Origin of the sequence: Brevibacterium metallidurans (genome assembly GCF_037101285.1) — a bacterium.
Taxonomy (GTDB): Bacteria; Actinomycetota; Actinomycetes; order Actinomycetales; family Brevibacteriaceae; genus Brevibacterium; species Brevibacterium metallidurans.
This window is the reverse complement of sequence record NZ_BAAAAF010000002.1, coordinates 263765-282169: the sequence shown is the minus strand read 5'-3', so window position 1 is coordinate 282169 and position 18405 is coordinate 263765. Positions and strand designations below refer to the sequence as shown.

Here is an 18405-nt window from a genome sequence, read left to right as displayed (position 1 = left end):
ATGGCAGAGCGCACCCGTCGGGTCGGTGTCATGGGCGGCACCTTCGACCCCATCCACCACGGACACCTGGTCGCGGCGAGCGAGGTCCAATCGACCTTCGACCTCGACGAGGTGATCTTCGTCCCCACCGGACGGCCCTACCAGAAGGACGACCAAGCGGTCACCGATGCCGAGCACCGGTACCTCATGACCGTCATCGCCACGGCGTCGAACCCGCGGTTCAAGGTCTCCCGCGTCGACATCGACCGGCCCGGGCCGACGTACACGATCGACACCTTGCGCGACCTCACCGCGACGCTCGATGAGGACACGGAGATGTTCTTCATCACCGGCGCGGACGCTTTGGCTCAGATTCTGACGTGGAAGAATGTCGATGAGCTGTTCTCCTTGGCGCACTTCGTCGGAGTCAGCAGGCCCGGCCACGAACTGCGCAGTGAGGGTCTGCCCGTCGACCGTCTGTCACTGGCGCAGATCCCGGCGCTGGCGATCTCGTCAACGGATTGCAGACAACGGGTGATGGACGGAGCCCCGGTCTGGTACCTCGTGCCCGACGGCGTGGTGCAGTACATCGCGAAACACGATCTGTACAGGAGTGATAATGGCTGAAGAGCAGTTCACGTCACGGCGTGCCAGGCGCGAAGCCGAACGATTGGCGGCCGAACAGGAGTTCGAGGCCAGGTCCACCCCTGCACAGCCGACCGAGACCAACCGCGCCGACCTGCTGACCCCGCCGCAGCGTCCCACCGAGAAGCCCAAGGCTCCCGCCGAGGCGGCCGCACCGTCGGCGACGAGCGCCCCAGGCGACCTCCCCGCCGCTCCGAGCGCACCCGCACCCGCACCGAGCGGTCCGTCTCAGGGCGCTTCCGCCCCGAGCGCTCCCGCGCCGCAGGCCCCGGCCGCGCCGGCACCGACGCCTGAGAACGCCGAGCACAACGAGTCGGCGGCTGTGAAGAACGACGGCGCTGCCGACAAGGGCGATGCTGCTCCGGCCTCGCGGATCGATCCGGCCCCGGCGGAGCGCATCTCGCACGAACGCGGAGCCCTGGCCTCCGATCACCTTCCGCAGGAGAGGCCCCCGGTCAATGCCGAGGACCGTCTGGACCCGAGGCGGGCACCGCTGCCGCACTTCGAGTCGCGGGCCGCCCGCAAACGCTACCTGAAGGAGCACGGGCTCTCCCTCGACGGCGATCTCTCGACGGGGGCGATCCCCGTCATCGCGACTCCCGAGGAGACCGCGGCCGCCGACGCCGAGAGCGCCGACGCTGAGACGGTGGCAGCGCCGCGCGAACACGAATCCTTCGACACCGCGGGCTTCGGCGGCACCTCCGACGAGGTGGCCGCCCGGGACTTCGAATCCCCGGTCACCGCGGATTCCGCACCGCGTCCGGCCTCCGGTGACGACGCTCTCTCGCGTCCTGCCGAGACCGCACCGGCCGGTTACACCGTCGCCAAGCCCGCCGAGGCGACCGAGAAGCCGAGCTCCGATGATGCGCTGACCCTGCCGGCCGCCCCGGCGACGGAGGAGAAGGCCGCGGACACCGGCAGGCAGGCAGAGCCGTCGACGCGCTCACGCCGGATGCCGATCGTCCAGCCGCCGACGACCTCGGGCGTCCGCGTCGTCACGGCCGCCTCGGCGCAGGTCACCGAGACCCCCAAGAGCACGGAGGTCACCGAGGTCGTTGCGACCGAGACGACTCCCGTGCCCCCGACAGCCCGCCGGGAGGAGCGCACCGACGACGATCGGGCGAGCGACGCCGCCGACTCCGCGCAGACGGCCGATGAAGCCGCCCGTGCGCTGGCCGCGAATCCCGAGACCCGGCCCATGGACGCCGTGCCCGAAGCCTGGGCGCTGCCGAACCCCGATTACGAAGACGAAGAGACCGAGAACCCTCCCGGCACGCGGATCAAGGCCAGTGCGGTGACCGGCTACGACGGGCAGATCCTTGTCGGCGAAGAGCCGTCCAAAGTATCCTTTGTCGTGCTGGGCATCGCCGCACTCTTCGCCATCGCCCTCATCGTCATCGCACTCGTCATGCTGCTGTGACCTCCCTGAAAGGACCGCGTGGACACCACGACTGAACTCCTCCGGACGGCCGCGAAGGCCGCCGACGACAAGCTCGGCACCGACATCGTCGCCCTCGATGTCAGCTCGACCCTCTACATCACCGATGCCTTCCTCATTGTCTCCGCGGAGAACGAACGACAGGTCTCCGCGATCGTCGACGCCGTCGAAGAGGCACTGCTCAAGGAATGCGGCCGCAAGCCGCTGCGCCGTGAGGGTCGCGGTTCCGGCGACTGGGTGCTGCTCGACTACGGCGACATCGTCGTCCACGTCTTCTCCTCGGAACAGCGTGAGTACTATGCGCTCGAGCGCCTGTGGAAGGACGTTCCCGTCATCGACGTCGCCCTCGACGCCGAGGCGGCTCCCGCCGAGGCCGACTCGGCCGGTGACGGCGAGACCGACGCCTGATGACGCGGACCGTCGTGTTCTGGCGTCACGGTCAGACCGACTACAACCTCGCCGGGCGTTTCCAGGGCCAGTCCGACATCCCGCTCAACGCGGTCGGGGAAGATCAGGCCGCTCGCGCCGCGGCCGACCTGGCCGAACTCGGACCGGACCTCATCGTCTCCTCCGACCTCGTCCGGGCGGCAGCGACCGCTGATGCCCTCGCCTCCCGAGTGGGACTGAGCGTGGGACGCGATGCCCGCCTGCGGGAGACCTCATTTGGGGACTGGGAGAGGCTGACTCGCGATGAGATCACCCAGTCGTGGCCCGATGAGCTCCACATGTGGCTCTCGGGCGCCGACACTCGACCGCCCGGGGGAGAGACCCGCACCGAATCCGCCCGCCGGGTCGCCGCCGCCATCACCGACATCGTCACCGGCTCCGACGCCGACGTCATCGTCATCGTCGCCCACGGCGCGGTGCTGCGCGGTGCGGCCGAAGAGCTGCTCGAGATGACCGGCACCGGTCGGCTGGCCGTGCTCGGCAACTGCGGGCACGGGGAGTTCGGCTTCACCGGAGACCGTTGGGTGCTCCGCCACTGGGGGACGCCCCCGCTCTGAGGCTCACGCCCGTCCCGCATGCACCTCACGGATGAGGTCGACGAGGGCCTCGGCTGAATCGCTCCACGCGAACCGCTGCGACTGCTCCTGCCCGGCGGCGGCCTTCTCCGCCCACTCCTGCGGATCCGTCAGCGTCGTCACCGCAGCGGCGATCGACGCGGGATCGTCCTGGTCGAAGTACACGCCGGCCCGTCCGGCGATCTCGTGGAAGATCGGGATGTCGGAGACCGCGACCGGCACGCCCTTGGCCATCGCCTCGATGACCGGCAACCCGAACCCCTCTGCTCGGGAGGCGGTGACGAGCGCGGTCGCGGACTCGAGCAGCTCGGCGTAGGTCTCGTCGCTGACCCCGCGGTGGAAGACGACCCGGGCTCGGTCGGGGATGAGTGCTCGCAGCTGTGCCTCGCGACGACCCTCGATCCGGCTCGCGATGTGCAGGGTCCAGCCCGGCAGGTGCTGCAGCGCCCGGATGAGCGTCTCGACGTTCTTGTACGGCATGAACGAACCCATGTAGACCAGGGACTTCGCATGCGCACGATTGACGGTGCGCTTCTCGGCCGCCGTCACCTCGGCGGCGTTCGACACCACGCGCACCGGCCGCTTCGTCAGCCTCTCGTCGGCCAGGAGTGCCTTCGTCGTCTCACTCACCGCTGCCACGGCATCGGCCCGGTCGAGCAGGAGACGCTGCGGGGCGTAGCTGAGGTGGTAGAGGCGCCACAGCAGACGCACGGGGGCGGGCAGGTCGGCCGGCGGCAGGGGATGGGAGTAGTAGATGAGGTCGTGGACGGTGAGGATGAGCCCGTAGCGGCGGCCCATCGAGCCCATGACCTGCATCGTCGAGAACACCACGTCGGCCCCTAAGTCGTTGAGCGACTTCGCGATCCCCACCTCGGCGGGGGAGGTGGGGGAGTTGAGCTTCACCCAGGTGCACTCGGGCAGCAGCCCCAGCTGGGCTTCGTCGCTGATGATCGCCGTGACCTCGATGTCCGTGCCCGCGGTGGCCTCGAGCAGTGCGGTGAGCAGGCACGAACCGTAGCGGGAGATGCCGTCATGATGGGTGGTCCTGGTGAACCGGGCATCGAAGAAGACCCGAATGGGTCCAGGGGTCTGGGGGGCGTCTGAGTTTTTGCTCATGGAACTCCGAGTCGATAGTCTGAACATTCGAAAGTGAGCGTTCGCCGCGACGAAGGGCCAGTGAGTGAAGGAACCAGCACCTGCGTCCGAAGCCCTGAGGCTCCGGTCATGATCCTAACGATTATCGCACTCGCCGCCCTCGTCGTCCTCACCCCGTTCCTCACCCGCCTCATGGGTCGGGCCACCGGATGGCCGCTGGCTGCGGCATACTTCGGTGTGGCCGCGCTCTTCACGCCCACCGCCGCCGAGGTGATGACCGGGACCACCCCCGAGGTGACGCTGCCGTGGGCGCCGAGTCTCGGTGTGGACATGGCCCTGCGCGCCGACGGCATCGGCGTGATCTTCACCTACATCGCCCTGATCATCGGTGCGATCGTCTTCGTCTACTCGACGGCCTACCTGCCGCAGGGCCCCGGCACCCTGAGCTTCTACTGGCTCATGGTCGTCTTCACGTTCTCGATGGTCGCGCTCGTGCTCAGCAACGACCTCATCGTCCTCTTCATCTGCTGGGAGCTGACCTCCCTCGCCTCGTTCTTCCTCATCGCCCGCTCCGGCTCACCCGGTCAGGCGCCGTCCCTGCGGACCCTGTTCATCACCTTCATCGGCGGCCTCACCCTGCTCGTCGCGGTGGGGGTGACGATCGCGGTGACCGGGACGACGAACCTCCATGAGGCCCTCGTCTCCGATGTCTGGGCGAATCAGCCGGCCGTGACGACGCTCGTGGCCGTCCTGGTGGCGATCGCGGCGATGACGAAGTCCGCGCAGTTCCCGTTCCACTCATGGCTGCCCGATGCGATGGCCGCGGCCACCCCGGTCTCCGCGTACCTCCATGCCGCTGCCGTGGTCAAGGCCGGCATCTTCCTCATGATGCGCTTCTCGCCCGCCTTCCATGCGACGCCGGCCTGGAACGTCATCCTCATCAGTGCCGGCCTCATCACGGCGTTCATCGGCGGGTGGTTCGCCCTCAACCAGCACGACGTCAAGAAGCTCATGGCGTACTCGACGGTCTCCCAGCTCGGCCTCATCACCGCCGTCATCGGCGTCGGCACCGAAGCCGCGATCGCCGCAGCCGCCCTCCACGTCATCGCCCACGCACTCTTCAAGTCCGGTCTGTTCATGATGGTCGGCGTCGTCGACCACCTCGCCGGCACCCGCGAACTCACCCGCATCCCCCGTCTCATCGGACCCGCCCCGGTCGCCTTCACCGTCATGGTGCTCGGCTGCGCCTCGATGGCGGGCATCCCGCCGCTGCTCGGCTTCGTGTCGAAGGAATCGCTGTTCACCGCGCTCTTCGAGGTCCCCGCCTCCGGGTGGATCCTCTTCGCCAGCGCCGTGGCGGCCTCCGTGCTCACCTTCGCCTACTGCGCGAAGACCGTGTGGGGTGCCTTCATCGACGGCAAACCGGTGACGAAGTCCGAACTCGGTCACTCCTCGCCGGTCATGCTCGCCGCCGCGGGCCTGCCCATCGTCGCTTCGCTGCCGCTGAGCTTCGTCCTCTTCGTCTTCGACACCCCGCTCACCGAGGTCGTCGCCGCCGCCATCCCGGGCACCCCCGAAGAGGTGCACGTGAAGTTCTGGCACGGGTTCACCCCTGAGCTCTACGCCTCGGCGCTCATCATCGTCATCGGCATCATCCTCATCATCAACCGCTCGAAGGTCTTCGCGTTCTTCCACCGGGCACGGCTGGGCTTCGACGGCGCGGACGTCATCAACGGCATCGTGCTCGGCCTCATCCGCCTCGGCCGCGGCCTGAGCATCTTCGCCCGCCCGATGAACTCCGGACCGTATCTCGCGATGAGCCTCGGCGGTCTCGCCCTCATCGCCTTCGTCTCCGTCCCGGCGATCTACCCGAGCCTGCCGCCGCTGCAGGACAACCTGTGGCGGGCACCCGACATCGTCCTCCTCGTCCTCATCACGATCGCCGTCCTCGTCGTGTGCACCTCGCACTCGCGGCTGACCACCGTCGTCGCCCTCTCGGCCGTCGGCATCCTCGCGACCGTGCAGATCCTCGTCCTCGGGGCCCCCGACGTCACACTCACCCAGCTGCTCGTCGAGGCGATGACGATCATCGTCATCATGCTCGTCCTGCAGAAGCTGCCCCGCTCCTTCTGGCGGTACTCGAAGCGCCTGCAGTCGACGCGCGCGGTCTTCGCGATCCTCGTCGGCGCCGCGGTCACCCTGCTCACGCTTGCGCTCAACGGCCGTCGCGAACGCTCCTCGGTGGGCATGTACTACATCGAGAACGCCCCGGAGATCAGCGGCGGGCACAACATCGTCAACACCATCCTCGTCGAGTTCCGTGCCCTGGACACGCTCGGCGAGCTCACCGTCCTCGGCATGGCCGGGATCGCGATCGTCGCGGTGATGTCGACGGTCAAGGACCGCTACATCGACCCGCCGGCGGAGAACATCCCCGAACCGCCGAGGCGGGCGTGGGTGACCGTGCGACCGAAGGGCACGAGCGCCTACCGCGGCGTCCACGAGGCGTGGCCCAACGTCATCCCGCTGCAGCTGACGATCAAGGTCCTCGGCCCCCTCCTCGTCATCACCTCGGCGCTGATCTTCTGGCGCGGACACAACGAACCCGGCGGCGGGTTCATCGCCGCCCTCATCGGTTCGGCCGTCATCGGCCTGCTCTACATGTCCACGGCCAAGGACCGAGCGATCGGACCCCCGCGGGCCCCGCTCTACCTCATCGGCATCGGCATCTCGATCGCGATCCTCACCGGCCTCCTCGGGCTCGTGCTCGCCGGATCGTTCCTCGAACCGATGCAGGTCTACATCTTCGGGCAGAAGTACACGTCCTCCCTGCTCTTCGACGTCGGCGTCTACCTCGCCGTCCTCGGACTCATCCTGCTCTCCTTCAACCTCCTCGGCGTCTCCGATTCCGCTGCCACCCCGGCCGGTGACGATGTGCTCACCGACGGCATCATCCGCCGCGACGTCGAACGCACCCGCGAGCGCGCCGACGAACTCCTCTACGGGGAGCTCAAGGGTCCGATGGAGTCGATCAGGGGTGAGCGCCCACGTCGCGGCGACCGCATCGTCGGACGCGGCTCCGACCGGAAGGTGAGAGCCTCGACGACCCACATACTCCACGGCAACGCCCCGCTCGACCGCGGCGAAGCCCCGACCACAGCCGAGGGGGACCGATGATCCTGGCCATAACGATCGGCGTCCTCACCGCCGGCGGCGTCTACCTCATGATGCAGCGCTCCATGGTGCGCGGCGTCTTCGGGCTCACCCTGCTCTCGCACGCCGCGAACTTCATCCTGCTCTCCGCCGGCGTCGGCGCCTGGCGCGTCGAACCGCTGGCCGGACGCGGGGACCAGAGCCTCGCCGCCGACCCGCTGCCGCAGGCATTCGTGCTCACCGCCATCGTCATCACCCTGGCGGTGACGATCTTCATGCTCGCCCTCGCCGTGCTCGGCCACGACGACGACCAGAAGCGCGCGCCCGAGACGGGGGAGGTGCGCGAATCGTGAACCCCGCCCTCCTGCTCCTCCTCGTCGGCATCCCGCTGCTCGCCTCGGCGCTGAGCGTGCTCATCACCTCCCGCACCCTCGACCGGGTCCTCATGCTCGCGGTGCCCTCGTTCGTCGGGCTCGCCGGCATCGGGCTCCTCGTCCTCCACCAGCGGATCCCGGTCATCGCCCACGACGTCGGCGGCTACATCCCGGGTCTGGCGATCCCGTTCGTCTCCGACTCGTTCACGGCCCTCATGCTCGTGCTCACCTCGCTGACGGCGCTGGTCAGCTGCCTCTTCCTCATCGCGACCGGGGAGGACCAGTACCGGTTCGTCCCGGCCCTGATCATGATGATGCTCACCGGCGTCTACGGGGCCCTGCTCACCGGCGACCTGTTCAACTTCTTCGTCTTCGTCGAGGTCATGGTCCTGCCCGCCTACGCGCTCATCGCGGTCACGGGAACGTGGCGCCGCCTCGGCGTGGGCCGCATGTTCGTCATGGTCAACCTGCTCACCTCGACGATCCTGCTCATCGGCGTCGGCTTCGTCTACGGCGCCACCGGCACGGTCAACCTCGCCGTCCTCGCCGGCCTCGGCACGCCCACCGGGCAGGGGCAGCTGGCGCTCGGCGTCGTCCTCTTCGCTCTCCTCGTCAAGGCCGGCGGCGCGCCGTTCCACGGCTGGCTGGCCCGCAGCTACCCGAACACCTCGGCGGGGATGATGGCGCTCTTCTCCGGTCTCCATTCGAAGGTCGCACTCTACGCGATCTACCGGGTGTGCACGACCGTCTACGGGGAACCTCCGGCGTGGGCGAACGTCATCGTCGTCATCGTCATCGCGAGCATCATCATCGGGTCGCTCTCGGGCTTCGGCCAGAACCGCGTGCGCAATGTGCTCGCCTTCCAGATGACGGCCAGTGTGGGCCACACGCTCGTCGGCGTCGCCCTCATCACGGCCGCCTCCCTGGCCGCGGGCTCGTTCTACATGGTCCACAGCATGATCACGATGGCCGGCCTCCTCCTCGTCATGGGGGCGGTCGAACAGACCTACGGCACCGGCTCGTTCAAGAAGCTCTCCGGCCTGGCCGGTCGGGAGAAGTGGGCGAGCGTGCTCATGGTCCTCGGGCTCTTCTCCCTCATCGGTCTGCCGCCGACCTCGGGCATGTGGGGGAAGATCGGCCTGATCACCGCGTCGACAGCCGTTCGGAGTGCGGCCGGATGGTGGATCGTCACGGCGATCGTCCTCGGGGCGCTCATCTCGATGCTCGCCCTCCAGCGGACGTGGCGCAACACGTTCTGGGGTCCGCCCATGCAGAGCTACCGGCCCGACTCCGCGGAGACGGGACGCGCCCCGACGGAGGAGATCCCCGATTCGCTGCGCATCCCCGCCCGCCTGCTCGTGCCCGGCACGATCATGATCGCGCTGTCGGTGGCGATATTCGTCTGGCCCGAACCGCTGCTCGATATCACTGCGCGCGTCGCCGAGGGACTGCTCGACCACACGAACTACATCGAGGCGGTGACGTCACCATGAGGCGCTTCGTCAACGGCGTGTCCTACGTCTTCTACATCCTCTGGGCGATCATCGTCGGCACCGGCAAGGTCATCGGGCATCTCTTCCGGGTGCGCAGGCCGTACGCGGAGCCGATGATCGTCGAGGTGCCGCTGCGGTGCCGCACCGACCTCGAGGTCACCCTGTTCTCGTCGTCGATCACGATCACCCCGGGCACGCTGGTCACCGCGATCGCCGCAGGCACGGCGAACACCCCGCCCGTGCTCTTCGTCCACGCGCTCTTCGAGGACTCCGAGGAAGCCGCGCTCGAGGGCCTCTACGACATGGAGTCGAGGCTGCTGGCCATGACGCGGGGACGGGCCCCGCAGAGTGCGGCCTCGGCCGTCGCCGACGTCGAAGCCGCCTTCGTCGATCCCGATGAGGAGAGGACAACGCCATGACCGTCATCGCGATCATCTGCGAGATCATCCTCGCCGCAGCCATCGTCGTCGGACTCATCCGGGTCGTCACCGCGAAGGACCTCGGCTCCCGCGCCGTGGTCAGCGACCTCGTGTACTTCTCGGCGATCGGGATGCTCACGATGATCGGGATCCACGTCTCGTCCTCGATCATCCTCGACATCATCTTCCTCGCCTCGATGGTCGGCATCCTCGCGACCATCGCCCTGTCCCGCATCCTCACCAGGGGGCACCGCTGATGAACGAACTCACCGCCACGATCCTCGTCGGCGTCTTCGGGATCTCCGGCTCCCTCATCGTCCTCGCCTCGGCGCTGGCGATGTTCCGGGTCCGCGACGCCCTCTCCCGGATCAACGTCTTCTCGCCGGCCACCGGCCTGGGCATGCCGCTCATCGCTCTGGCCGCCTATGTCAGCGACGTCTACGTCGAAGGCTTCAGCGTGACCTCGCTGATCATCCTCATCGTCACGATCCTCTGCCTCGTCATCGTCTCCTCGGTCGCGTCGAACACGCTCTCGCGCGCCAGCGTGCTCTCCGGGCAGCCGATCTACCGCAAGACCTCACCGAACCGACTCGCGCAGCCGCCCGAGGGGATCGAGGACCCGGATCCCACTGCCGCGCCGAAATCGGGCGAGTGAGGCCCCGGAGGGCTGAGCCCCTCCGGCGACCGGGCGTGAGCACACTCGAGGGGCCGTGGTCGGCGTCCTTTTCCACGGTCGAACCGAGGTTTAAGTAAGGCTGTCCTATGCTAGGATGAGCGAGCCGCAGACACGGCGCGAAATCTCAGCAGAAAGCCAGCAATGTTCCAGACGTTTCTCATCGGCCTGCGCGAGGGCCTCGAGGCCGCTCTCATCGTGAGCATCCTCATCGGCTACCTCGGCAAGATCGGCCGGACCCGCGAGATCCGCGCGATGTGGTGGGGGATCGCCGCGGCGATCCTCGTCTCCCTGGCCTTCGGCGCCCTCCTCACCTTCGGTCCCTCGACCCTGACGTTCGAAGCCCAGGAGTTCATCGGCGGCACCCTGTCGATCATCGCCGTCGGCTTCGTCACGTGGATGATCTTCTGGATGGCGCGGACGGCGAAGAGTCTCGGCGGTGAGCTGCGGGCGGCGGCGGACAAGGCCCTCGACGGTCCGCTCATCGGCCTCGTCATCCTCGGCGCCTTCTCCGTGGGCCGTGAGGGCCTCGAGACCGCGCTCTTCCTGTGGGCGGCGACCCGCGCGAACACCTCGGCGGGCACCTCGGCCCTCGGGCTCACTCTGGCAGCGGTCGCCGGCATCGTCATCGCGATCCTCCTGGCCTGGCTCATCGCCAAGGGCCTGCTGCGCCTCAACCTCTCGGCGTTCTTCCGCTGGTCGGGGGCGTTCCTCATCATCATCGCCGCCGGCGTCCTCGCCTACGGCTTCCACGACCTGCAGGAAGCCGGGGTCATCCCGGGGCTGAACTCGCTCGCCTTCGACGTCTCCGAGACGATTCCGCCGACGAGCTGGTACGGCGTCCTCCTCAAGGGCATCTTCAACTTCTCCCCGGCCACGACGTGGGTCGAGTTCACCGTGTGGTGGCTCTACGTCATCGTCGTCGGCGCCTTCTTCGTCCGCAGCCTGCGCTCCTCGCCGAAACCGGCACCGGCGAAGGCTCCCGGCGGAGTCGCCGCGGCCTGAGATACCCTGCACCACCGCCGACTGCGCGGACCACATCACCACCCATACCCCGCCTCCGCGGACCCCTGCGGAGACCACACCCAAGGACGGAAATGAAAGCACTCAACCCCGGCACCGCCGTCGTCATCGCCCTCGGCGCCTCGATCGTGCTCAGCGGCTGCGAACCCAACGACCAGTCGAACGGTGCGATCGCGGTGACGAGCACCGACGACAAGTGCGATGTCGCGGCCACCGAAGCACCGGCCGGCACCCTGAAGTTCGACGTCACGAACGAAGGCTCGAAGGTCACGGAGTTCTACCTCCTCGGCGAGGACGGTCTGCGCATCATCGGCGAGGTCGAGAACATCGCCCCGGGTCTCGAACGGTCGCTGACGGTCACCGCGCCCGAGGGCAAGTACTTCACCGCGTGCAAGCCGGGCATGGTCGGTGAGGGTCTGCGCGGGGACTTCACGGTGACCAAGGGCAAGGGCGGCGAGCAGGTCAGCGCCGAGGATTCGCAGCTGGCGGAGCAGGCGACGACGCAGTACGCGGCCTACGTCAAGGATCAGACGGAGCAGCTCCTCACCGGCACCGAGGAGTTCGCGAAGGCGTACAAGGACGGCGACGACGACAAGGCCCGCGAGCTCTACCCGAAGACGCGGACGAACTGGGAGCGCATCGAACCGGTCGCGGAGTCCTTCGGGGATCTCGACCCGAAGCTCGACCTCCGAGAGGCCGACCTCGAAGAGGGCCAGGAGTGGACGGGCTGGCACCGGATCGAGAAGGACCTGTGGCCGCCGAAGGACGGCTACACCGCGATGAGCCAGGCGGATCGGGTCAAGTACGCCGACCTCCTCGTCGCCGACACGAAGGTCCTCTACGACCGCACCCGGTCGATGACGTTCACCCCCGATCAGCTCTCCAACGGTGCGAAGGAACTCCTCGACGAGGTCGCCACGGGCAAGGTCACCGGCGAGGAGGAGACGTGGTCGCACACCGACCTCTGGGACTTCCAGGCCAACGTCGACGGCGCACGGGTCGCCTATGAGGACCTCCAGCCGCTCCTGGCCACCCGGGACAAGGACCTCGATGAGACGCTCAAGACCCGGTTCGCCGACCTGCAGACGCTGCTCGACTCGCATCGCAAGGGCGACGGGTTCGTCCTCTACACCGAGCTGAGCAAGGACGAGGTGAAGAAGCTCTCCGACTCCGTCAATGCGCTCTCGGAGCCGCTGTCACAGCTCACCGACAAAGTGGTGGGCTGATGAACGACCGGCCTGGAGTCTCCCGACGGGCGATGTTCGGGGTGGGTGCGGGTACGCTCGCGGCGGGTGCCGCCGCGGGCTTCTTCGCCCATGATCCGATCACCGAGGCGGTCGGAGCCGAGAGCGACGTCGTCGACTTCTACGGGAAGCATCAGGCCGGGATCGTCACCGAGGCGCAGGATCGGATGTGCTTCGCCGCGGTCAACGTCCTCACCGAGGATCGCACCGAGCTCATCGACCTGCTCAAGACGTGGACGTCTGCGGCGGCGAACCTCAGTCAGGGGCTGCCCGTCGTCCCCGACGGCGTGGCCGGCGGCTCGCGCTACGCTCCGCCCGAGGACACGGGGGAGGCGCAGGGACTGAGCGCGGGGCACCTCACGGTGACCATCGGGTTCGGGCGCAGCCTCTTCGTCGGAGCAGACGGCAAGGACCGTTTCGGCCTCGGCGACCGGTTGCCGGCCGGGCTCATCGACCTGCCGCACTTTCCCGGCGACAACCTCGACGAGGCGAGGGTCGGGGGAGACCTGTGCATCCAGGCATGCGCGGATGATCCGCAGGTCGCCGTCCATGCGGTGCGCAATCTCATCCGGATGGGCTTCGGGATCGTCTCGACGCGGTGGATGCAGCTGGGCTTCGGGCGCACGGCGTCGACCTCGCCGGAGCAGGAGACCCCACGGAACCTCTTCGGGTTCAAGGACGGGACAGCCAACATCCGCTCGGATGAGGACACAGCGCTGAATGAGCATGTGTGGGTGCGCGACGGGTCGTGGCTCGACGGCGGCAGCTACCTCGTGGCCCGGCGGATTCGGATGCACATCGAGACGTGGGATCGGGAGAGCCTCGATGGGCAGGAGCGGATCTTCGGGCGCACGAAGATGACCGGGGCGCCTCTGTCCGGGGGTGAGGAGTTCACGGAACCGGATTTCGCGATGGCCGGTGCCGGCAATCAGCCGATCATCCCCGTGACCTCACATGTCCACCTGGCCCATCCCAAGCAGAACGGCGGGACGCAGATCCTGCGTCGCGGGTACAACTACGCCGACGGCGCGGACGCGCAGGGCAACCTCGATGCGGGCCTGTTCTTCATCGCCTTCGTCGCCGACCCGGCCACGGACTACGTGCCCATGCAGAATCGCCTGGCCTCGCAGGATGCGCTGAGCGAATACCTCCTCCACACCGGTTCGGGTCTCTTCGCGATCCCGCCGGGGGTGTCCGAGGGCGGCTGGATCGGGCAGACCCTGTTCGGGTGAGCCGGGTGCGCGGGGGGGCATCGGTTCGCGTGCGCTGGGATCGCGCAGGCGCTGGGTTCAGTCCCGTCCCGTGGCGCGCATCGTGATGTTGATCCTGCCCCCGCCGAGGTCGTCCAGCCTGGCGTAGGACGGTGCCGTGTCCGGGTGGATCCTCGTCACTCCGTGGAACGCGAAGCGGGCGGGACCGCCGAAGACGAAGGCGTCGCCCGAGGCGAGGCGGATGTCCTCGTACGGGCGGTTCTTCGTCTCCGTGTTGCCGAAGCGGAACGTGCACGTGTCGCCGAGGGAGAGTGAGACGACCGGAGCCGGATCGTGTTCGTCCTTGTCCTGGTGCATGCCCATCTTCGCTGACTCGTCGTAGTAGTTGACGAGCGCGACGTCGGGCTCGTACGCACCCGGATCGAGTCCCCAGGCGGCGGGCGCGGAAGCGGGGGAATCGGGGTCGGCGGCGACCGCCTCGGCGGCGGCATCGATGACCTGGCGACCCAGCCGAGTCATCCAGTCGGGGAACGGGAGGACCCGTTCGTTGTTGACGTCCCTGGCCTCGCGGTCATAGCGGCCAGGGCGCCAGTGCCAGCCGAGCCCGATCGTCGTCACGCTCATGGGATGCCCGCGGATCGTCGTCGCATGCGCGGGAACCGGGCCCGATCGCCACTGGGCGTACTGGCGGATGATCCACGACTGCCCTGCCTCGTCGAGGAAACCGGGCAGCCAGACCGCGCCCGGGGCGATGACCCGTGGGGCGCGATCGAAGGCGTCGTCGGCGAAGAGGGCGTCCATGTCAGTGAGCGCTGGGCGTCACAGTTCGGTCAGCGGCACCGATTCGTCGGCGAGGCGCTCGGGGGCGATGTCCCGGCCGATGAGGGCGCGCAGCTCGTCGCTGACGTCCCAGATGTTGACGTTCATCGCCGCGGTGAGGGTGCCGTCCTTGAGCCAGAAGACGATGAACTCACCGGAGTCCTTGTCGCCGCGGATGACGACGTCGTCGTCACCGGAGCCGTGGCCGACGTACTCCATGCCGAGGTCGTACTGGTCGGTGTAGAAGTACGGCTCCCAGTCGTAGACCTTGTCGCCGCCGGTGAGCGTGGAGGCGGCGACGTCGGCCTGACGGACCGCGTTGTCCCAGTGCTCGACGCGGATGCGCGAGTCCAGGCGGGTGTTGAAGGCGTTGGCGATGTCGCCGATCGCGAGCACGTTGCCGGTGCTCGTGCGCATGCGTTCGTCGACGGGGATGCCGTTGTCGATCTCGATGTCGGTCGCCTCGGCGAGTTCGATCGTCGGTTCTGCGCCGATGCCGATGACGACGAGGTCGGCGGGGATCTCGCCCTGGGTCGTCTGCACCGCGGTCACCGCTTCCTCGCCGGTGAATCCTGTGATCTCGGCGTTGTCGAGGAAGGTCACCCCATGAGCGGTGTGGAGGTCTTCGAAGTACTGGCCCATCTCCTCGCCGAGGACCTTCTTCAGGGGTGGGGCGTCGCGGACGACGACGGTGACGTCGGAGCCGTGGGAGCGGGCGGCAGCGGCGACTTCGAGTCCGATCCAGCCGCCGCCGTCGATGACGACCTTGCGGCCCTCGCCGAACTGGGAGCGGATGGCCACCGCATCGCCGGCGCTGCGCAGCGTGTGGACGTTGGCGAGGTCCTCGCCGGGCACCTGGAGGGTGCGCGGCGTCGAGCCGGTGGAGAGGATCACCTGGCCGTAGGAGAGCTCCTCACCGGAGGCGAGGGTGACGGTGCGCGCATCGGTGTCGAGCTGCGTGGCGACGTCGCCGAAGTAGGTCGTGACGTCGTGGGCGGGATACCATTCTGGGCCGCGCAGGGCGGAATCGGCGGGGTCGGTGTCTTCGAGCATGACCTTCTTCGACAGGTCCGGACGGTAGTACGGGGGAAGGGGATCGGCGCCGACGAGGGCGATCGTCCCGGCGAATCCGTCGTTGCGCAGTGCTTCGACGACCTGACCTCCGCCGATGCCTGCTCCGATGACGACGATTCCGAATTCCTGTGCCATTGCCGCTCCTTCTCATCAGTGGTGTCAATCACAGCCTGTACTGCCGTGGGGTGAGAGTCAAACAGTCGTGAGACATGGTGGGTTGTCGTGGGCATCCGGCATCCTGTGTCGTGCTCGCCCGGCTTCGTTTCGGGACTTTCGCCGAGGCGGTCGTGTCGTGATTTTGTGCAACCCGGGTCCTCGGGTCTAGAGTTGGATCCAGTCAGGGGCTATAGCTCAGTTGGTAGAGCGCTTCGTTCGCAATGAAGAGGTCAGGGGTTCAATTCCCCTTAGCTCCACCCTGTCGGAGGCGTCGCGTGATCGCGGCGCCTTTCGCATTCTCCGTAACGCCGAGGCTTGTGCCCGCAAGCTTCCCTCCATTCAATCGGGCCGGCCGATCTCTCTGGGATCGCCGAGGTGGCCGCGGCCGACGAGAAGGGCGATGCCCACGGCCGCGGTCCACACGGTGAGCGTGTCGAAGGAGAGGCGCTCGGCCATTCCGAAGCTCAGTCCGGGAACCGCGGCACCGTCGAGCGCGAAGAGGAACGCTGCGAAACCAATCACGGAGACGATGACGGCGGCGATGGTCAGCCCCCGGAAGAGCCCGCGGCCGGCCGCGACGGCGAGGAGGATCATCGCCACCCACTGTGCCAGCGCCTGGACCAAGGCAGCACTGTCATGGAGGGCCGGCTGAAGATTCCACGGAGAGAATCCGACGATGACGACGCAGATCCCGACGAGAGCCATGAGGATCGTCCCGACTCTGCCCGATCGGCCGCTCCATCGTCCGTGGAGCAGCACTGCGCCGAGTGCGGTGAGCGCTCCGGAGAGGACCATGCCGATGTTGAACACGGCGAACCAGGGCGAGCACACCTCCCGTTGCTGGCCGCCTTCGGTGAAAGGCCCGCAGACGGTGACCCCGAGGTCGCTGATCGCATTCGCCGTCACCGAATACCCCTGCGGCCACTGCAGGGCGACGAGAACCTGGATCGGCAGCAGCATTGCACTGGCCGCCCAGAGAACAGCTCCGATACGCCAACGCTGAGTCATGTCGTCCCGCCTTCCGCCTCGACCACGCGCACCGTTGCCCGTGCTCGCCGTCGTGCACTGGTCTCCTGTGAGTTCATCGTAGGACGGCGGAAGTCTCTGCGCCGAGTCTGACGCGTCTAGGGCGCGGCGTGCGATGTCAATGTCGGCAAGGCATCTCGCCGGAATGAATGCACTTCATCGGCGGATCTCGGGCACAATCATGTGCATGACCAAAACACTCGGAGGCCGATCGCGCGCCACCTCGACTCATGCTCGCACTGTCTTCATGGCCGGTCTTCTCGGGTTCGCCGGGGCCATGCACTTCCTTCGGCCCACGCCTTTCGATTCGATCGTTCCGCCCAGCCTCGGCAATCGCCGTGCGTGGACCTACGCGAGCGGTGTCGCCGAACTCGGGTGCGCGGCACTCCTCGCCGTTCCCGCAACCCGGCGCCTCGGCGGCGCGGCGACCGCAGCGCTCATGGTCGCCGTCTATCCCGCGAACATCTACACCGTGGCCAAGCACTGGAAGTCACCGAAAGGTCGCGCTATCGCCCTGGCCAGGCTGCCGCTGCAGATTCCGCTCGTCCAGATGTCGTGGGCGATCGCACGGGAAGCAGACTCGCGGCGCTGAGTCCTCAGAGTCGACAGTCGGTGACATAGCGTGAGCGGTTGCGAAACAAGCTGCGAACAGGCGGGTCAGCGCACCCCTGAGTGGGGTGAAGGACGTCGAGGACCTCGGTGGTTGATCAGAGAGCTGACGCTTCTGCTCCTCGGGGACCTCGGCCCCTACCGTCGAATCAGCGCCCGGGAATCCTCACTCCACCGACCGACCGTAGAGCCGGCGTGCAGCATACGCCACGACCTATCGAGCGGGTCGCCAGCGCGACCTCGTTACTGGCAGTGGTCGAGCGCGTCGTCGGCGAGACGGACCACATGGAACGGGTCAATGACTGGAACTGCGTCGGGTGGAGGACTGGTCGCGAAGGGAGCTTAGTCCTCGGGCGCCGCAGAGGTGATCTCCGTTGCGCTCGGAGCTGATTCCGGGTCGAGCAGCCATTGAGCGGCAACTCCGATGAGCATCGCGTAGTGGCGCGAACCGGACCCCTCGTCGTCACCACCGAATGCGTGTGCGAGCACGTTCCGTGCAGCTTCGCCGCGTTCTGCGAGGCCTGCGCGGATGGTGTCATTGTGCTGAGCCATGCTGATCGCTTCGAAGTTGACGAACCACATCGCGCGATTGTCGTCGATCGAGTCGATGACACGTTGCCACCGCTCGGCGGCTGATAGGTCCGGTGCCGCGACCGCTCCGAAGAGCAGCTCACCCCACTCGCCGTTGAGGTCGTAGAGCGCCTGGTTGAGCAGTGCTTCCTTCGAGCCGAAGTGGTAGTTGATCGAGGCCAGATTCGTGCCGCTCTCGCCGATGAGGTCACGCACGGTGGTGTCGGCATATCCCTTGTCGAGCAGGCATGTTCGGGCCGCTGTGAGAAGACGGCTCTTCGTCGCGTCGGGCGTGCCGTGGTTCATGAAAGCATCTTAACACTTGTGTTTAAAACATACGTTTCATACGATTGTTTCATGCGGGGCGCCGCGCCTCGCAGAG

Annotated in this window: 19 protein-coding genes, 1 tRNA gene and 1 pseudogene; 15 read left to right on the top strand and 6 right to left on the bottom strand. The window is 67.6% G+C overall.

From position 1 onward, the window contains the following. Genes nadD through AACX88_RS03965 form a run of 4 tightly spaced genes read left to right on the top strand, consistent with a single transcriptional unit; the run spans nt 1 to nt 3066 of the window. The gene (gene nadD / locus AACX88_RS03980; protein ID WP_339391804.1) at nt 1-606 is read left to right on the top strand and encodes a nicotinate-nucleotide adenylyltransferase; all 606 of its coding nucleotides are present in this window, start codon (nt 1-3) and stop codon (nt 604-606) included. Continuing rightward, on the top strand, nt 599-2044 hold the full coding sequence (locus AACX88_RS03975) for a hypothetical protein (protein ID WP_339391803.1): 1446 nt from the start codon (nt 599-601) through the stop codon (nt 2042-2044). Before nadD ends, AACX88_RS03975 begins: the two co-directional genes overlap by 8 nt. An 18-nt stretch (nt 2045-2062) precedes the next feature. Further along, the gene (rsfS, locus tag AACX88_RS03970; protein ID WP_339391802.1) at nt 2063-2470 is read left to right on the top strand and encodes a ribosome silencing factor; all 408 of its coding nucleotides are present in this window, start codon (nt 2063-2065) and stop codon (nt 2468-2470) included. Further along, nucleotides 2470-3066 carry a histidine phosphatase family protein gene (locus tag AACX88_RS03965; protein WP_339391801.1) on the top strand — a complete coding sequence of 199 codons (597 nt, stop codon included), beginning with the start codon at nt 2470-2472 and terminating at the stop codon, nt 3064-3066. The genes rsfS and AACX88_RS03965 overlap by 1 nt, the downstream gene beginning before the upstream one ends. 3 nt (nt 3067-3069) lie before the next feature. On the opposite strand, the gene AACX88_RS03960 is transcribed toward AACX88_RS03965, so the two are convergent. After that, nucleotides 3070-4200, bottom strand: a complete 1131-nt coding sequence (locus tag AACX88_RS03960) for a glycosyltransferase family 4 protein (protein ID WP_339391800.1) — start codon at nt 4198-4200, stop codon at nt 3070-3072. Nucleotides 4201-4308: 108 nt separating this feature from the next. Here AACX88_RS03960 and AACX88_RS03955 point away from each other — a divergent pair, with 108 nt between their 5' ends. The 9 genes from AACX88_RS03955 (at nt 4309) to efeB (ending at nt 13790) form a co-directional block, all read left to right on the top strand. Then, the gene (locus tag AACX88_RS03955) at nt 4309-7356 is read left to right on the top strand and encodes a DUF4040 family protein (protein WP_339391799.1); all 3048 of its coding nucleotides are present in this window, start codon (nt 4309-4311) and stop codon (nt 7354-7356) included. Then, the gene (locus AACX88_RS03950) at nt 7353-7685 is read left to right on the top strand and encodes a sodium:proton antiporter (RefSeq protein ID WP_339391798.1); all 333 of its coding nucleotides are present in this window, start codon (nt 7353-7355) and stop codon (nt 7683-7685) included. The genes AACX88_RS03955 and AACX88_RS03950 overlap by 4 nt, the downstream gene beginning before the upstream one ends. After that, nucleotides 7682-9199, top strand: coding sequence for a monovalent cation/H+ antiporter subunit D family protein (locus AACX88_RS03945; RefSeq protein ID WP_339391797.1), 1518 nt, complete (start codon nt 7682-7684; stop codon nt 9197-9199). The genes AACX88_RS03950 and AACX88_RS03945 overlap by 4 nt, the downstream gene beginning before the upstream one ends. Then, nucleotides 9196-9618: a Na+/H+ antiporter subunit E gene (locus AACX88_RS03940; RefSeq protein ID WP_339391796.1), complete on the top strand. Its 423-nt coding sequence runs from the start codon at nt 9196-9198 to the stop codon at nt 9616-9618. The genes AACX88_RS03945 and AACX88_RS03940 overlap by 4 nt, the downstream gene beginning before the upstream one ends. Continuing rightward, nucleotides 9615-9875, top strand: a complete 261-nt coding sequence (locus AACX88_RS03935) for an MrpF/PhaF family protein (protein WP_339391795.1) — start codon at nt 9615-9617, stop codon at nt 9873-9875. Before AACX88_RS03940 ends, AACX88_RS03935 begins: the two co-directional genes overlap by 4 nt. Beyond that, nucleotides 9875-10273, top strand: coding sequence for a cation:proton antiporter (locus tag AACX88_RS03930; protein WP_339391794.1), 399 nt, complete (start codon nt 9875-9877; stop codon nt 10271-10273). The genes AACX88_RS03935 and AACX88_RS03930 overlap by 1 nt, the downstream gene beginning before the upstream one ends. Nucleotides 10274-10435: 162 nt before the next feature. After that, nucleotides 10436-11296: an iron uptake transporter permease EfeU gene (efeU, locus tag AACX88_RS03925; protein WP_339391793.1), complete on the top strand. Its 861-nt coding sequence runs from the start codon at nt 10436-10438 to the stop codon at nt 11294-11296. Between the two features lie 92 nt (nt 11297-11388). After that, nucleotides 11389-12540: an iron uptake system protein EfeO gene (gene efeO, locus AACX88_RS03920; protein WP_339391792.1), complete on the top strand. Its 1152-nt coding sequence runs from the start codon at nt 11389-11391 to the stop codon at nt 12538-12540. Then, on the top strand, nt 12540-13790 hold the full coding sequence (gene efeB, locus AACX88_RS03915) for an iron uptake transporter deferrochelatase/peroxidase subunit (protein WP_339391791.1): 1251 nt from the start codon (nt 12540-12542) through the stop codon (nt 13788-13790). The genes efeO and efeB overlap by 1 nt, the downstream gene beginning before the upstream one ends. A 57-nt stretch (nt 13791-13847) precedes the next feature. Here efeB and AACX88_RS03910 read toward each other — a convergent pair whose 3' ends face one another. Further along, nucleotides 13848-14570 carry an alpha-ketoglutarate-dependent dioxygenase AlkB gene (locus AACX88_RS03910; RefSeq protein ID WP_339391790.1) on the bottom strand — a complete coding sequence of 241 codons (723 nt, stop codon included), beginning with the start codon at nt 14568-14570 and terminating at the stop codon, nt 13848-13850. An 18-nt stretch (nt 14571-14588) separates the two neighbouring features. Beyond that, nucleotides 14589-15797 carry an NAD(P)/FAD-dependent oxidoreductase gene (locus AACX88_RS03905; protein WP_339391789.1) on the bottom strand — a complete coding sequence of 403 codons (1209 nt, stop codon included), beginning with the start codon at nt 15795-15797 and terminating at the stop codon, nt 14589-14591. Between the two features lie 205 nt (nt 15798-16002). Between AACX88_RS03905 and AACX88_RS03900 the strand changes: the two genes are divergently transcribed. Beyond that, nucleotides 16003-16075 (top strand) — tRNA-Ala (locus AACX88_RS03900). Nucleotides 16076-16157: 82 nt separating this feature from the next. Here the strand turns inward: AACX88_RS03900 and AACX88_RS03895 are convergent. Then, nucleotides 16158-16826, bottom strand: coding sequence for a DUF998 domain-containing protein (locus tag AACX88_RS03895; protein WP_339391787.1), 669 nt, complete (start codon nt 16824-16826; stop codon nt 16158-16160). A 265-nt stretch (nt 16827-17091) separates the two neighbouring features. On the opposite strand from AACX88_RS03895, the gene AACX88_RS03890 reads away from it, so the two are divergent. Further along, nucleotides 17092-17436: a DoxX family protein gene (locus AACX88_RS03890; RefSeq protein WP_339391786.1), complete on the top strand. Its 345-nt coding sequence runs from the start codon at nt 17092-17094 to the stop codon at nt 17434-17436. Between the two features lie 200 nt (nt 17437-17636). On the opposite strand, the pseudogene AACX88_RS03885 reads toward AACX88_RS03890, so the two are convergent. Continuing rightward, a pseudogene (locus AACX88_RS03885) lies at nt 17637-17771 on the bottom strand (ISL3 family transposase); the annotation flags it as partial. Nucleotides 17772-17795: 24 nt separating this feature from the next. Continuing rightward, entirely contained in the window at nt 17796-18329 is a 534-nt protein-coding gene (locus tag AACX88_RS03880; protein WP_339391785.1) for a TetR/AcrR family transcriptional regulator, read from the bottom strand. Nucleotides 18330-18405 lie beyond the last annotated feature (76 nt).